Origin of the sequence: Streptomyces sp. NPDC093221, from assembly GCF_044753885.1 — a bacterium.
Classification (GTDB): Bacteria; Actinomycetota; Actinomycetes; order Streptomycetales; family Streptomycetaceae; genus Actinacidiphila.
Window position 1 is genome coordinate 70,523 of record NZ_JBIVOA010000003.1, and the last position, 14,257, is coordinate 84,779.

General features: G+C 73.4%; 11 protein-coding genes. 5 read left to right on the forward strand and 6 right to left on the reverse strand.

The genetic code is table 11. The annotated features are described in order from the left end of the window. Nucleotides 1-125 precede the first annotated feature (125 nt). The gene (locus tag ACIQCJ_RS12360) at nucleotides 126-1,622 is read right to left on the reverse strand and encodes an MFS transporter (protein ID WP_402711326.1); all 1,497 of its coding nucleotides are present in this window, start codon (nucleotides 1,620-1,622) and stop codon (nucleotides 126-128) included. Between the two features lie 163 nt (nucleotides 1,623-1,785). Here ACIQCJ_RS12360 and ACIQCJ_RS12365 point away from each other — a divergent pair, with 163 nt between their 5' ends. Further along, a complete protein-coding gene (locus tag ACIQCJ_RS12365; protein ID WP_402711327.1) occupies nucleotides 1,786-2,769 on the forward strand; it encodes an Lrp/AsnC family transcriptional regulator in 984 nt (327 codons plus the stop codon). Between the two features lie 40 nt (nucleotides 2,770-2,809). Here the strand turns inward: ACIQCJ_RS12365 and ACIQCJ_RS12370 are convergent, their stop codons facing one another. Next, nucleotides 2,810-5,101 (reverse strand): protein kinase domain-containing protein, encoded by a 2,292-nt coding sequence (locus ACIQCJ_RS12370; protein ID WP_355343947.1) that lies wholly within the window; start codon nucleotides 5,099-5,101, stop codon nucleotides 2,810-2,812. 256 nt (nucleotides 5,102-5,357) lie between these two features. After that, a complete protein-coding gene (locus ACIQCJ_RS12375) occupies nucleotides 5,358-6,536 on the reverse strand; it encodes an acyl-CoA dehydrogenase family protein (RefSeq protein ID WP_355343944.1) in 1,179 nt (392 codons plus the stop codon). Between the two features lie 292 nt (nucleotides 6,537-6,828). Here ACIQCJ_RS12375 and ACIQCJ_RS12380 point away from each other — a divergent pair, with 292 nt between their 5' ends. From ACIQCJ_RS12380 to ACIQCJ_RS12395, 4 genes are all read left to right on the forward strand, one after another. After that, the gene (locus tag ACIQCJ_RS12380; RefSeq protein ID WP_402711328.1) at nucleotides 6,829-8,316 is read left to right on the forward strand and encodes an LCP family protein; all 1,488 of its coding nucleotides are present in this window, start codon (nucleotides 6,829-6,831) and stop codon (nucleotides 8,314-8,316) included. A gap of 197 nt (nucleotides 8,317-8,513) precedes the next feature. After that, entirely contained in the window at nucleotides 8,514-9,506 is a 993-nt protein-coding gene (gene dhaK, locus ACIQCJ_RS12385) for a dihydroxyacetone kinase subunit DhaK (protein WP_391164142.1), read from the forward strand. Nucleotides 9,507-9,579: 73 nt separating this feature from the next. Continuing rightward, nucleotides 9,580-10,254, forward strand: a complete 675-nt coding sequence (dhaL, locus tag ACIQCJ_RS12390) for a dihydroxyacetone kinase subunit DhaL (RefSeq protein WP_355343936.1) — start codon at nucleotides 9,580-9,582, stop codon at nucleotides 10,252-10,254. Continuing rightward, nucleotides 10,251-10,655 (forward strand): PTS fructose transporter subunit IIA, encoded by a 405-nt coding sequence (locus ACIQCJ_RS12395; protein WP_355343933.1) that lies wholly within the window; start codon nucleotides 10,251-10,253, stop codon nucleotides 10,653-10,655. Before dhaL ends, ACIQCJ_RS12395 begins: the two co-directional genes overlap by 4 nt. Before the next feature lie 76 nt (nucleotides 10,656-10,731). On the opposite strand, the gene ACIQCJ_RS12400 is transcribed toward ACIQCJ_RS12395, so the two are convergent. From ACIQCJ_RS12400 to ACIQCJ_RS12410, 3 genes are all read right to left on the reverse strand, one after another. Further along, nucleotides 10,732-10,989: a hypothetical protein gene (locus tag ACIQCJ_RS12400; RefSeq protein WP_355343930.1), complete on the reverse strand. Its 258-nt coding sequence runs from the start codon at nucleotides 10,987-10,989 to the stop codon at nucleotides 10,732-10,734. A 205-nt stretch (nucleotides 10,990-11,194) separates the two neighbouring features. Then, entirely contained in the window at nucleotides 11,195-12,268 is a 1,074-nt protein-coding gene (locus ACIQCJ_RS12405; protein WP_355343928.1) for a hypothetical protein, read from the reverse strand. Nucleotides 12,269-12,468: 200 nt separating this feature from the next. After that, a complete protein-coding gene (locus ACIQCJ_RS12410) occupies nucleotides 12,469-14,124 on the reverse strand; it encodes an MFS transporter (protein WP_355343925.1) in 1,656 nt (551 codons plus the stop codon). Nucleotides 14,125-14,257: the final 133 nt, after the last annotated feature.

The window sequence follows — 14,257 nt, forward strand, 5'->3', positions numbered from 1 at the left end:
GGTCTGGAGAGGGAAGAGATTTTCTGACGCAGTGTCAGATTTCTGCGACCCCGCGCCCGTCACGCGGGGCCGCGACGCCCGAGCGCGCCACACGTCGGCGACACTCCCGGCCGCCCCCCGTCACATCAGCGGCTGTCGCCGCCCTCGTCGCCCCGCCGCACCGTCATCACCGCCGCCGCGACCGCGGTCGCCGCCAGGATCGCGGCGGCCGTGCCGAGGGCGGCCTGCGCGGCGGCGCGCGGCGTGCCGTCCCCCGCGAGGTAGACGCCGCCGATCACGGCGACGCCGATGGTGCCGCCGAGTTGCTGGACGGCGTTGAGCAGCCCGGCGGCCGAGCCGGTCTCCTGGCGGCCGACGCCGCTCAGCGCGGTGGTGAAGAACGGCGGGGTGAACAGCCCGGTGCCCAGGCCCGCGACGGCGAGCGCGAACAGCAGCGCCGTCGGGTACGCGTCGGGCGCGGCGGACCGGTAGGCGAGGACCGCGCCGCCGATCCCGACGCCGAGGAAGGCGATCCCGGCGTGCATGACGCGGGTCCCGTAGCGCGGGACCAGACGGCCGCCCGCGGCCACCGAACCCGCGGACAGCCCGAGCGACCAGGGCAGCATGGTCAGTCCCGCGGTGAGCGGGCCGCGGCGCAGGCCCAGTTCGAGATGGAGGACCACGGTGATCATGACGCCGTTCATGACGGCGAAGAACAGCGTGGAGGTGGCGAGCGCGGCGGGGAAGGCACGGCCGCGCAGCAGGGCCGGTTCGATCAGCGGCGCCCCGCCGCCGCGCGCGGTGCGCCGCTGGTGGACGACGAACAGCGCCAGTACGGCGGCGCCGACGGCCGCCACCGCCCATCCGGCCGCTCCGGGCGAGCCGGTGGCCAGCGGGCACACCACCAGCGCGGTGCCCGCCATGGCCAGCGCCGTCCCCGCCGGGTCGAGGCGCGGCCGGACCGGGGCGCGGTCCTCGCGCAGCCGTCGCGCGACGGCCAGCACGACGACCGCGAGCGGGACGTTGACCATGAAGCAGGCGCGCCAGGACGAGCCGAACAGGTCGGCGTGCGTCAGGACCCCGCCGAGCACCGGGCCGAGGACCGCGGACAGGCCCATCACCGGGCCGATCGTGCCCAGCGCCTTGGCCAGTTCGTCGCCGTCGAACATCGCGCGGATCAGGCCGAAGGTCTGCGGGATGATCAGCGCCGCCGCCGCGCCTTGCAGCGCCCGCAGTCCGATCAGCGTCTCGGGGGTCGGCGCGAGCGCGCACGCCAGCGACGTGACGGCGAAGGCCGTCACCCCGATCCGGAAGACCCGGCGGCGGCCCGCGATGTCGCCGAGCCGGGCGCCGGTCAGCAGCCCGAGCGCGAACGCGAGGGTGTAGGCGGCGCTGAACCACGGGATGGCCGCTGCCGCGCCGCCGAGGTCGGTGTGGATGACCGGGCCCGCGACCTGCACGATCGTGGCGTCCAGCAGATTCATCGCCTCCGCGACCAGCACGGCGGCCAGCGCGATCCACCGCCAGGGGTACGCGGACGGCGGTACGGAACCGGCCGCCGGTCCCTCACCTGTGCCGGGACCCCCGGTCACGGCGGGCGCGCCGTACGTGTCGTGCGTCTCGTGTCCTGTGCTGCGGGACATGCCTCTCCCCTGCGTACGGGTGCGCGGTCCGTCGTCCGTGCGCGTGGTCCGTCTCGCGACGCCCCGGCCCCGTGACCGACGACCACCACCGTCCCGCCCGTACGGCACCCGCTTCCATTTCCGTGGCAGAATTCGATGATTACTTCCATCGAGGTCGGCTGATATGGCGAAGGCGCTCGCACTCGACGATCTGGACCGCGGCCTGATCCACGCCCTGCAAGTGGACGGCCGGGCGCCGTTCACGCTCGTCGCGGACGTCCTCGGCTGCTCCACCCAGACCGTCGTACGCCGCTACCGCCGCCTGTACGCGCACGCGGGCCTTCGGGTGGTCGCGCTGCCCGCGCCGCGCAGCGCCGGTATCCACCAGTGGTTCGTACGGCTGACCGCCGCCACGCGCGCCGCGCACGACATCGCGGTCGCCCTCGCGCGGCGCCCCGACACCTCGTGGGTACGGCTGACCTCCGGCGGCACCGAGATCGTCGCGATCATCCACACCCAGCCCGCGGGCCCCGACGCGCACGCGCTGCTGCTGCGCGACATCCCCCGTACCGCCGGGATCACCGCGGTGTCCGCGCACTACCTCCTGCACACCTACGTCGGCGGACCGACCGCCTGGCACGGACGGGTCGGTGTCCTGGACGCCGCACAGCGGGCGCGGCTGCGCGCCGAGAGCGCCGCCGAGGAGCCGGACGCCTCGCCGTATCTCCTCACCGGCCCCGACCGCCTCCTGCTGGACGCGCTGCGCGACGACGCCCGGATCAGCTACGCGGAACTCGCCGCCGCGACCGGCTCCACGGCCCCCACCGTCGCCCGCACACTCGCCGAACTGCGCACGCGCGGCGCGCTCTTCCTCGACGTGGACATCGAACCGGCGGTGCTGGGCGTGACCGTGTCGGCGCTGCTGTGGATGCAGGTGAAGCCCGCGCATCTGGACGCGGTCGCCACGGAGTTGGCGGGGCACCGGGAACTGGCGATGGTCGCGGCGACGACCGGGCCGACGAATCTGGTCGCGCAGGCGCTGTGCGGGGACGCGGAGGAACTGCACCGCTATCTGACCCGCGAGGTCGCGCTCGACCCGATCGCGCGGATCGAGACGGCGCCGGTCCTGCGCACCTACAAGGCCGCCGCGACCCTCCGGATCGGCTGAGGACGGGGCCGAGGGGCCGGGACCGGATCGGACCCGCCGCTCACAACCGCTCGGGCGCGCCCTGCTGTTGGGCGGAGACACGGCGGTACAGGGCCTGCGCCTCGGCGGTCCTGCCGAGCTGTTCCAGGCAGTGCGCCTCGTCGTTGCGACTGGTGAGGGTGTCGGAGTGATCGGCGCCCAGCACGCGCTCGCGCGCCTCGGCGACCTCGTGGTAGACCGCGAGCGCGGTCGACCAGCGGCCCAGCCAGCCCAGCCCCACCGCTATCTCCCGCTTGCTGACGAGGGTGTCGGGGTGCTCCGCGCCCAGCACCCGCTCGCGCACCGCCGCCACGTCGCGCGCCTCGGCCAGCGCCCGGTCCCAGTGGCCGAGCCGTCCCAGATTGACCCCGAGCGCGTGCCGGGCCCGCAGCGTCTCGGCGTCGGTGGAGCCCCCGGTCCTGGTCCTGGCCTCGACCAACTCCTCGTACAGCGCGAGGGCGTCGCCGCTGCGGCCGAGCCGTCCGAGGCAGATGCCGGTCTCGTAGCGCGCGGCCAGCGTGTCGGAGTGGTCGGCGCCCAGCACCCGGGCGCGCGCGGCGGCCACGTCGCGGTAGGTGGCCAGCGCCTCGGCCCAGCGGCCCGCGCGGCCCTGCGCGTAGCCGACCTCGAAGCGGGTCACCAGCGTCTCGGGGTGATCGGCGCCCAGCACCCGCGCCCGGGCGTCGGCGACCTCGACGGCCATCGCGTACGACTCGTCCGTCCGGCCGAGACGGCCCAGGTTGAAGGCCAGATTGTGCTTGCAGTGCAGGGTGTCGGGGTGGTCCGCGCCGACCGTGCGCTCGCGCGCCGCCAGCACGGCCGAGTAGATCTGGTGGGCCTCCAGGTAACGGCCGAGGCTGCCCAGCGCGTACGCGGCCTCGTGCCGGGCCACCAGCGTGTCCGGGTGGTCGGGGCCGAGGACCCGGCGGCGTACGTCCGAGATGTACTCGTACAGCCGCAGCGACTCCTCGGTGCGGCCGAGCCTGCCCAGGCAGAAGGCGGCCTCGTGGCGGCTGGCCAGGGTGTCGGGGTGCTCGGTGCCGAGCGCGCGGTCGCGGGCGGCGGCGACGGAGGTGTGCAGGTCGTACGCCTGCCGCCAGTTGCCGACCCGGCCGAGGTCGATGCCCTCGGTGTGCCGGGCGGCGAGCGCGGCCAGGGTGTCGGGGCCCGCGGCGGCGACGACCACGCGGGTGGACCAGGCGCCGGTGAGTTCGTGGTGCGGCGCGTCGGGGATGCGGTGCGCGCGGGTGGAGCGCGCGGCGGAGCCGGTGGTCAGTCCGCTGGCCCAGGACGGCAGCGCCGAGGGACGCTCGGCGGCGGCCGCGCCCGCCGCCGCCCGCATGGCCTTGAGCCGGCCGCCGACGTCAGCGGCGTCCTGCGGGCGGTCCTCCGGGTCCTTGGCGAGCAGGTCGAGGATCAACCGGTCCAGTTCGGCGGGGAGTTCCGGTCGCGTCATCCGCGGCGGGTCGGGCGCGGTGTCGCGGTGGCCGACCAGGATCGACCAGGCGTCCTCCAGGTCGAACGGCGGCCGTCCGGTGGCCAGTTCGTACAGCACGCAGCCCAACGAGTAGAGGTCGCTGCGCTGGTCGACCTCGGAGACCGCGCCGATCTGCTCGGGCGACATGTAGTGCGGGGTGCCCATCGCCATGCCGGTGCCGGTGAGCCGGGAGGTGAAGCCGATGTCGTGGCCGAGCCGGGCGATGCCGAAGTCGCAGATCTTCACCGCGCCGTCGCTGAGCCGCATGATGTTGGCCGGTTTCAGGTCGCGGTGCACGATGCCCTGGGTGTGCGTGTACGCGAGGGCGTCCGCGACCTGTTCCGCGATGTCGGTGATGTCGGGGACCGGCAGCGGATGGCGCCGCGCGTCGTCCAGCACCTGGAGCAGATTGCGGCCGTCGAGCAGTTCCATCACCAGGTAGAGGACGCCGTCGTGTTCGCCGAAGTCGTGCACGACGGTGACCCCGCGGTGCTGGAGGGACGCCGCGACGCGCGCCTCGCGGCGGAAGCGCTCCTGGAGGATGCGGGTGAATCCCGCGTCGCCCGCGTGGCCGACCGGTTTCAGGCACTTCACCGCGACCCGGCGGCCCAGCGACTCGTCCAGCGCACGCCAGACCTCGCCCATGCCGCCGCGGCCGATCAGTTCGTGCAGCCGGTACCGCCCCTGGATGAGGGTCCCCAGTCCCTCGGGGCCGTTCCCCTGCCCGCGTCCCGGTCCGTGTCCCTGCTCGCGCCCCTGCTGGTAGGTCTGTTCGCGTCCCTGGCCGTGTCCCTGTGGATGTCCCTGGTCGTGTCCGTCGTGATGTCCAGCCGCCATCGCGTGCCGCCGCCCCCGTGGTCCTCGGTGCTTCCCCGGTCCCAGTATGGCCGCGACCGCCGACAAGCGGCACAGCGCATCAGGGCAAAACGGCCGCGGACTCGCGAAGCCGCGGGCCCGCCGGGCGGGTGACGGGTGACGGGCGCCGGGCCCCGCCCGTAGGACCGACGGCCGGGTGACGGCTCCGACCCGCCGGACCGCCACGGGGGACGCGCCCCGACGGGGGCCGAACAGCCGGGCACCCGCCGGTCAGGTCCTAGCGGCGGACGCGCGGCATCCCCAGGCCGATCCAGGAGATGATCTCGCGCTGGATCTCGTTGTTGCCGCCGCCGAAGGTGAAGATGACGGCGCTGCGGTAGCCGCGTTCCAGCTCGCCGTGGAGCACGGCGCCCGCCGAGCCCTCCTTCAGCGGCCCGGCCGCCGCGGTCACCTCCATCAGCCAGGCGTACGCGTCCCGCCGGGCCTCGCTGCCGTAGACCTTGACCGCGGAGGCGTCCTGCGGGGTGAGGGTGCCGCGCTGGAGGGCGTCCACCATCTGCCAGTTGAGCAGCTTCATGGCGTCGAGCCGGGTGTGCGCGCGGGCCAGCCGGCCGCGGACCCAGCCGAGGTCGATGACGCGGCGGCCGTCGTCGAGCTTGGTGTCGGCGGCCCAGCGCTGGACGTCGTGCAGGGCGCGGATCGCCATGGTGCCGTGCGCGGCCAGCGTGACCCGCTCGTGGTTGAGCTGGGTGGTGATCAGCCGCCAGCCCTTGTTCTCCTCGCCGACCCTGCGGGTGACGGGCACGCGGACGTCGTCGTAGTAGCTGGCGGTCGTGTCGTGCGAGGCCAGGGTGTTGATCACCGTGCAGGAGTAGCCGGGGTCGGTGGTCGGCACCAGCAGCATGCTGATGCCCTTGTGCGGCGGCGCGTCCGGATCGGTGCGCACCGCGAGCCACACCCAGTCGGCGGTGTCGCCGTTGGTGGTCCAGATCTTCTGGCCGTTGACCACGTACGTGTCGCCGTCGCGCACCGCGCGGGTCTTGAGCGCGGCGAGGTCGGTGCCCGCGTCGGGCTCCGAGTAGCCGATGGCGAAGTCGATCTCGCCCGCGACGATCTTCGGCAGGAAGTACGCCTTCTGCTCGTCGGTGCCGAACTGCATGATCGTCGGACCGACGGTGTTGAGTGCCATCAGCGGAAGTGGCACCCCGGCCTGCGCGGCCTCGTCGAAGAAGATGAACTGCGCCATCGGCGTCATCCCGCGCCCGCCGAACTCGGTGGGCCAGCCGATCCCGAGCCAGCGGTCGGCGCCGAGCTCGCGGATCGTCCGCCGGTAGAAGTCCTTGCGTGCGGCGGGGTCGTCGTGCCGGGCGTAGGCGTTGTCCGGTACGAGACCGGCGAAGTAGTCGCGCAACTCGGCGCGCAGCCGCCGCTGTTCGGGCGTGTATTCCAGGTCCACGGCCCCTCCTGAACTCTTCGGGACTCCCGTCGGGACGCACCGGCGGTGCCGGCCGCTGCCCCGATACCGGCGCACACAGTAGAACGCGTTCCAGAAATTCGGAAGGGCCGTGCGTGGGGCGGCGACGGCCGATACCCCGGCGCGGGAACGGGGGCGGCCGGGTGCCGCGACGGTCCACGACACCCCGCCCGCGGGCAGCCGGGATTCGCCGCCGCCGTGGGTGATACTGCAATTTCGCTGGTGGGCGCCGTGTCCACCGGTCCGTGGACGGACGCGAGGGACGCACACACGTATGGCCGACGGGCAGGACGACCCCCACGAGGACGACCGGACCGGGCCGCCGGGGGCCGGCGGGGTACCGGTGGCCGAAGGCGGGGAACCGGGAGCCGAAGACGGGGAATCCCCCGAGGAGGACACGCCGTCCGTGCCGGGCGCCACAGCCCTCGGCGTCCGGCGGCACCGAGGGCGGCGGACGATGCGGGTGACCGCGCTCGCCGTCTCCGTCCTGGTCCTGCTGACCGCCGCGACCGGCGCCTTCCTCTACCTCCGCCTGGACGGCAACATCCGCGACCTGCCCCTGTTCGGCGGCGTCGGCGGCGACGCGGGCACCGAGCGGGCCGACGCCTTCGGCAGGACCCCGATCAATGTGCTGGTGATCGGCTCCGACACCCGCGCGGACCCGGAGGACTGCCGGCTCGGCGGCGACTGCGGCCCGGGGCAGAACGCGGACGTGGGCATGGTGCTGCACATCTCCGCCGACCGCTCGCACGCCTCGGTGCTCAGCATCCCCCGCGACACGGTGACCGACCTGCCCGCCTGCCGCGACCCGCACGGCGGTGTCACCGAGCCCCGGCACGCCCAGATCAACTCCACGCTGCGCTACGGCCCCGGCTGTACGGTCGCGGCCGTGCACGCGCTCACGCGAATCCCCATCGACCACTTCGTGATGGCCGACTTCGCGGGCGTGGTCCGGATGTCCGACGCGGTCGGCGGCGTCCCGGTCTGCGTGGACCGCAATGTGTACGACTCCTACTCGCACCTGAAGCTGGCCAAGGGCAGGCACGAACTCCAGGGCACGGCCGCGCTCCAGTTCCTGCGCTCGCGCCACGCGTTCGGCGACGGCAGCGACCTCGGCCGTACGGACGCGCAGCATCTCTTCCTCGGCGCGCTCGCCCACCGGCTGCGCGAGAACAGCACGTTCACCGACCCGGCCTCGCTGCTGGACCTCGCGGACGCGGCCACCCGGGCGCTGACCGTGGACACCCGGCTCGGGAGCGTCTCCCGGCTGGTCGGCCTGATCGACGACCTGCGCAAGGTGCCGTCGGCGCGGATCGCGTTCGTCACCATGCCCAACATGCCCGATCCGGAGGATCCCGACCGCGTGGTCGTCTCGCACTCCGGCCGCCGCCTGTTCGCCGCCATCGCGGCCGACCTCCCGCTGACCGTCACGGACTCCCGGGCGATCGACGGCAAGCCCGACGATCCGACGGACGCCACGGGCCCCACGGACTCCGCGGATTCCACGGCGGGGGTCACGGGTGGTGACGACGGCGACCCGTCGGGGGACGCGACGCGGGACCCCTACGGCGGCGAGGCGGCCACCGCCACCCCGCGCCCGACTCCGGCCCCGCCCCTGACCCACGCCTTCGGCCGTACCGCCGGCGGAAAGGCCGCCTGCGCGCGGGTCGCCACCGGACCCGCGGTCACCGTGCGTGGCGAGACCCTGACCCCGAGCGCCGCCTTCCGCGCCACCCCCTGGATCCCGGTCTCCGCGCCCTGACCGCCCCGCTCACCTGAGCACGCGGGTGCGGAACGCGCTGTGCGGCGCGTATGCGGCGATACTGGGGGGAGACGCGACAGCCCGGCCGGAGCATGCCGTGGGCCGACCGGGCAAGGCGGTCCCCGAACCGCGTCCGGCCCCTTGACCTGGACGAGGGCCCCCGGTCGCCGCACTGCCGACCTTCTCAGGAGGTACTGATGAAGATGCTGATCAACGTCGCCGAGACCGTGGTCGCCGACGCGCTGCGCGGGATGGCGGCGGCGCATCCGGAGCTGACCGTCGACGTCGAGCGGCGGGTGATCGTGCGGCGGGGGGCGCCGTACGAGGGGAAGGTCGGTCTGGTGTCCGGCGGTGGTTCCGGGCACGAGCCGCTGCACGGCGGATTCGTCGGGCGCGGGATGCTGGACGCCGCCTGTCCCGGCGAGGTCTTCACCTCGCCCGTGCCGGACCAGATGGTACGGGCCGCCGCCGCGGTCGACAGCGGGGCCGGGGTGCTGTTCATCGTGAAGAACTACACCGGTGACGTGCTCAACTTCGACATGGCCGCCGAGCTGGCGGAGGACGAGGGCGTGCAGGTCGCCAAGGTCCTGGTCAACGACGACGTGGCGGTGGTCGACAGCCTCTTCACCGCGGGACGGCGCGGTACCGGTGCGACGCTCTTCGTGGAGAAGCTGGCGGGCGCCGCGGCCGACGCGGGAGCGCCGCTCGACCGGGTGGCGGCCGTGGCCCGCCGGGTCAACGAGTCCTCGCGCAGCTTCGGCGTGGCGCTCAGCGCCGTGACCACGCCCGCCAAGGGCACCCCGACCTTCGACCTGCCCAGCGGCGAGCTGGAGCTGGGCATCGGCATCCACGGCGAGCCGGGGCGCGAGCGCCGGGCCATGATGACGTCCGGCGAGATCGCCGATGTGGCGGTCGACGCGGTCGTGGAGGACCTACAGCCGGACGGACCGGTGATCGTGCTGGTCAACGGGATGGGCGCGACGCCGCTGCTGGAGCTGTACGGCTTCAACGCCGAGGTGCACCGGGCCCTGACCGAACGCAAGGTCCCGGTCGCGCGCACACTGGTCGGTAACTATGTGACCTCGCTCGACATGGCGGGCTGCTCGGTGTCGATCTGCCAGGTCGACGAGGAGCTGCTGGGGCTGTGGGACGCGCCGGTCTCGACGCCCGCGCTGCGCTGGGGCTGCTGAGCGCCCGCTCTCCCGCGCCGTACCGACCGCTCCCGGCCACCGGCCGCCACCGCCGAAAGGACCGTACAACCGTATGAATGCCCTCCCCTCCCCCGGATCCGCCGGCTCCACCGTCGACGCGGACTTCGTGCGGCGCTGGCTGGACACGGCCACCGCCTCCGTCGACCGCGAGTCAGAGCGGCTGACCGAACTCGACTCGCCCATCGGCGACGCCGACCACGGCAGCAATATGCGGCGCGGTTTCATCGCGGCGCGCGACGCCGTCGAGCAGGAACCGCCCGGCACGCCCGGCGGCGTGCTGGTGCTGGTGGGCCGGACGCTGATCAGCACGGTCGGCGGGGCGTCGGGGCCGCTGTACGGCACGCTGCTGCGCAAGGCGGGCAAGGAGCTGGGCGACGAGGAGGCCGTGGGCGCGGACCGGCTGCGGGACGCGCTGCGCGCGGGGGTGGACGGGGTCGCGCAGCTGGGCGGCGCGTCGGCCGGTGACAAGACGATGCTGGACGCGCTGCTCCCGGCGGTGGACGCGCTGACCGGCGCGCTCGACGCGGGCGGCTCGCTGGCCGAGGGCCTGGCCGCCGCGGCCTCCGCGGCCGACGAGGGCGCGAAGGCCACCACGCCGCTGCGCGCCCGCAAGGGCCGGGCCAGCTACCTCGGCGAGCGCAGCGTCGGCCACCAGGACCCGGGCGCGACCTCGGCGGCCCTCCTGGTCGACGCGCTGGCCGCCACGGCGCGGGACGGTGCCGCGTGACCACCCCGATAGTCGGCATAGTGCTCGTGTCGCACAGCGCCTCCGTCGCGGCCTCCGTCGTCGCGCTCGCCACCGGACTGACCGGCGGCGCGACCGATGTGCCGGTCGTCGCGGCCGGCGGCGGCCCGGACGGCGGGCTCGGCACCAGCTCCGATCTGATCGTCTCGGCCGCCCGTACGGTCGACCAGGGCGCGGGGGTGGCCGTCATCGCGGACCTGGGCAGCGCCGTACTCACCGTCAAGGCGCTGCTCGCGGACGACGAACTGCCCTCCGGCAGCCGGTTGTTGAACGCCCCCTTCCTCGAAGGCGCGGTCGCCGCGGTCGTCACGGCCTCGACCGGCGCGGACCTGGACGCGGTGGCCGCGGCGGCCGAAGACGCGTACACCTACCGCAAGTTGTGATCTAAGGCGCCGGAGAAGACCGCGGGCCCCCGCCGTCCCACAAGGGTGACGGCGGGGGCCCGCGGGCTGCTGCGGGTCAGCGTCCGTAGCTGATCAGGGCGCGGACCATGCGGCAGGTGATGTCGGACGGCGGGTGGACGCCGATGCGCTCGGCGGTGTCGTGGATCCGGCGGTTGCTCGCCTGCGCCGGATCGTAGACGCCCGAGTCGAGCAGGGCGATGACCAGGCGCATCGTCTTGAGCCGGCGGTTGTGCGCGATGTACCACTCGCGCGGTCGTCCGGCGGGAAGCGGCTTCTTCGGCAAGGACAGTAGGGGCAGTGCGGCAACGGCCATCGGCATCCTCCTGAGGCGTCGGCCAACCCTCTCGAACACTGTCGATTTTACCGCCAAGCACTGACAAAGGCCGCTGCTCAGACGGGGGTTGGGGGAGGTTCTTCCGACCCGCGCGAGGGCCCTCCGCACGGCGCTTCGCGGGGCACTTCGCAGGGCACTTCGCAGGACATTTCACCGAGCGCCTTCGTGATCCGCCGGGCAGGCCCTAGCCGCCAAGCAGCCGTACGGCGTGGTGGGCGGCGGCGAAGCAGCGCGGGTCCTCGTAGGTCGCGTACTCGCGCCGCGCCACCTCGGCGATCTTGATGGCGTGTTCGTCGCGCAGTTCGACCGCGGCCTCGACGATCCGGCGGCGCTCCGCGGGGTCGTGGGCGTCCACGGCCGGTGCGGCGGGGTCGGGTTCGCCGCGTCCGGTGAAGATGTTGAGCAGCGTTCCCGACACGTCGCGGACCGCTTCGTAGGAGGGCAGCGCGAGTTGCGGCGGCAGGTGCGGCAGCGTCATCCGGACCGCGGCGGGCGCGGTGACGGCGTGGATGGCAGGCACCGGATTGCCGCCCGGCCGCATCAGGGTGTAGCGCCCGGCGCCGATCGCGGTCAGCTCGGCGAGCGCGGCGTCCACCGACTGTTCGAGCCGCGCGTCGGCGGCGGCGAACAGCTTGGACTTCGGTCGGCGGCCGAGTGTCCTGACCGCGCCCACGGCCTTCGCGCCGCGCGCGAGGGCGCCGTCCGGCGGCTGGTAGAGCGCGGCCCAGAAGGCGAGGCCGTTGGCCAGTTCGTGGAGTTGTACGGTGCTGGGCGCGCCGACGGCGGTGATGCCGCGTACGGCGTGCGCGGTACGGATCACCCCGTGGGTCAGACCGGCGAACATGCCGGGAGTCAGCCGGGGCCACCACTTGACCAGGGTCTCCCGCCAGCCCGCGCCGTCGATCTCGCGCCGGAACAGCGTCGCCCAGTCGGCGAGCCGCCGGGCCTCGCCGAGCGCGGCGCGCCAGGAGTCGGGGTCCGCCGCGTCGATGGGGGCGAAGAGGTCGGGCGGCGCGCCGAGGCCGCGGTGGCCCGCGTACCACTCGACCCAGTCCGGCACCTGGTCGCCGTGGCCGAGGGCGGCCAGCGCCTCGGCTCCCATCGGGGCGTGGAGCGCGAATCCGCGCAGCTGATTGCCGGACCCGAGGAAGAACCCGGCGTGACCGAGCCGTTCCAGGGCCTCGTTGACGGCGGTGTCGTACGTGTCGTCGTGCGTGCTGTCGTACGCGTCGTCTTGGCTGGGGGTGGCGTCGGGCATAGCGGGCACGGTCCCCTCGGGGTTGCGCGGAAGCGGCGGGTCGGGCGCGGGCGGTGCGGTGCGGTGAGTCGCAGTACGGTGCGGCGAGTCGCGGGCGGCGCGGTGCGGGGCGGGGCGGGGCGGCGCGGTGCGGGAAACGGGCCCCGCTCCCCCTCGAACCGGGGAACGGAGCCCGCGCACCGCTGTCGCCCTGTACCGGTTCAGCCCCTGGCGGGGGCCGGGTCGGCGGGCGAGGCGGCGGCCTCCGCGGCGGCGATCTCGTCCGCGCTGAGCGGCAGCCCGTGGGGGTTGGCCGAGGCGCCGTCGATCTTCTTGACGAGCAGGCAGGACAGCGCGCCCAGCGCCATCACCACGACGGACACCAGCAGTGTCGGGTGCATGGCGTCGATGAAGCCGTGCCCGAAGACCGCGGTGCCGGCGTCCTGGATGCGGTGCGCCGCGTCGGCGGGGACGTCCGAGGGGAGCTTCAATCCCGAGGTGTTGCCCGCCACTTCGAGGTGCTTGCCCGCGTTGTCGAAGCTCTTCACGAACCCCTCGCGGTAGTCCGCGGGTACGCTCCCGGCCCGCTGCGCCGCCTGGTCCTTGAGGGAGGAGGCGAGCTGCCCCTGGAGCACCGCGCCGACCACGGCGCCCGCGAGCACGGAACCGACCTGCCGCAGCGCGTTGTTGACGCCGGACGCGGCGCCGGTGAGCTTGGGCGGCACATTGCGCATGACCTCGGTGGCCATCGGGGTGAAGGTGCAGCCCGCGCCCATGCCCATGATGAACAGCGGTGCCACGATGCCGGTCCAGCTCTGGCCGACGTCGGCCACGGACATCACCCACAGCAGGCCGCCGCCGTACAGCACGAGGCCGGTCATCAGGATGTACTTGCCGCCCAGCTTCTCGGAGAGCACACCCGCGGGCCCGGCCATCACGAAGGTGCCGACGGACAGCGGCAGCAGCACGATGCCGGACTTCATGGCGCTGTAGCCGAGGATGGACTGGAGGTAGACGGTGATCGGGAGGAAGAGGCCCACGATGCCGAACGAGATCGCGATGCCGACGAAGTTCATGATCGTGAAGTTGCGGTCCTTGAACAGCGAGAACGGCACGAGGGGTTCGTTGTCCTGCTGGCCGCGCTGGTAGACCAGGAAGACCGCGAAGACCACGGCGGAGGCGGCGATCGACGTCCAGATCCAGCCGTTCCAGTTGTACTTCTGCCCCTCGATCAGCGCGAAGGAGAGCAGGAAGAGCGTCAGCGACAGCAGGACGACGCCTGGAACGTCGAAGCGGTGCTTGACCGTTCGTTCCGCGTTGGGGATGAACAGCAGGGCGCCGGCCACCGCCAGGACGCCGAGCGGGATGTTGACGAAGAAGATCCAGCGCCAGTCGATCTTGGTGACGAGCACACCGCCGACGGCCGGGCCCGCGGCGCCGGACACACCGGCCACGATGCCCCAGATGCCGAGCGCGACACCGCGCTTCTCGTGCGGGAAGACGTCGATGATCAGGGAGAGGGTCTGCGGCAGCAGCATCGCGGCGCCGATGCCCTGGATCGCGCGGAAGGTGATGAGCTGCGACGGGTTCTGCGACAGACCGCAGGCCAGGCTCGCCAGGGTGAACAGCGCGACGCCGTAGACGAAGAGGTTCTTCTTGCCGGTCAGATCGCCCATCCGGCCCGCGGTGATCAGGAGTACGGCGAGCGCCAGGGTGTACGCGTTGGTGATCCACAGGATCTGGTCGAGTGACGCGTTCAGGTGCTCCACCATGTCCGGAATGGCGATGTTGACGATCGTCAGGTCGAGCAGTGTCATGAAGAACCCGATGGACAGCACCGTCAGGATCGCCCACGGGTTGCCCCGCAACTTGTTCACAATTCCTCCTTGCCGTGGGCGTGGCAGGCGCTCACGGTCGCGTGTGTCGTTCGAGGCGGCGACGATCAGCTCTACGGCCCCAAGAGGAGCCCTCCGCGAGCGGATGTGACATCGCCGTCGGGCGGTGAGGCAG

Bases quoted from the DNA above. Each gene is read 5' to 3' on its own strand.
- ACIQCJ_RS12400 (WP_355343930.1), bottom strand. From the start codon at position 10,989: ATGGCCGTTGCCGCACTGCCCCTACTGTCCTTGCCGAAGAAGCCGCTT.
- ACIQCJ_RS12370 (WP_355343947.1), bottom strand. From the start codon at position 5,101: ATGGCGGCTGGACATCACGACGGACACGACCAGGGACATCCACAGGGA.
- dhaL (WP_355343936.1), top strand. From the start codon at position 9,580: ATGAATGCCCTCCCCTCCCCCGGATCCGCCGGCTCCACCGTCGACGCG.
- dhaK (WP_391164142.1), top strand. From the start codon at position 8,514: ATGAAGATGCTGATCAACGTCGCCGAGACCGTGGTCGCCGACGCGCTG.
- ACIQCJ_RS12365 (WP_402711327.1), top strand. From the start codon at position 1,786: ATGGCGAAGGCGCTCGCACTCGACGATCTGGACCGCGGCCTGATCCAC.
- ACIQCJ_RS12360 (WP_402711326.1), bottom strand. From the start codon at position 1,622: ATGTCCCGCAGCACAGGACACGAGACGCACGACACGTACGGCGCGCCC.
- ACIQCJ_RS12405 (WP_355343928.1), bottom strand. From the start codon at position 12,268: ATGCCCGACGCCACCCCCAGCCAAGACGACGCGTACGACAGCACGCAC.
- ACIQCJ_RS12380 (WP_402711328.1), top strand. From the start codon at position 6,829: ATGGCCGACGGGCAGGACGACCCCCACGAGGACGACCGGACCGGGCCG.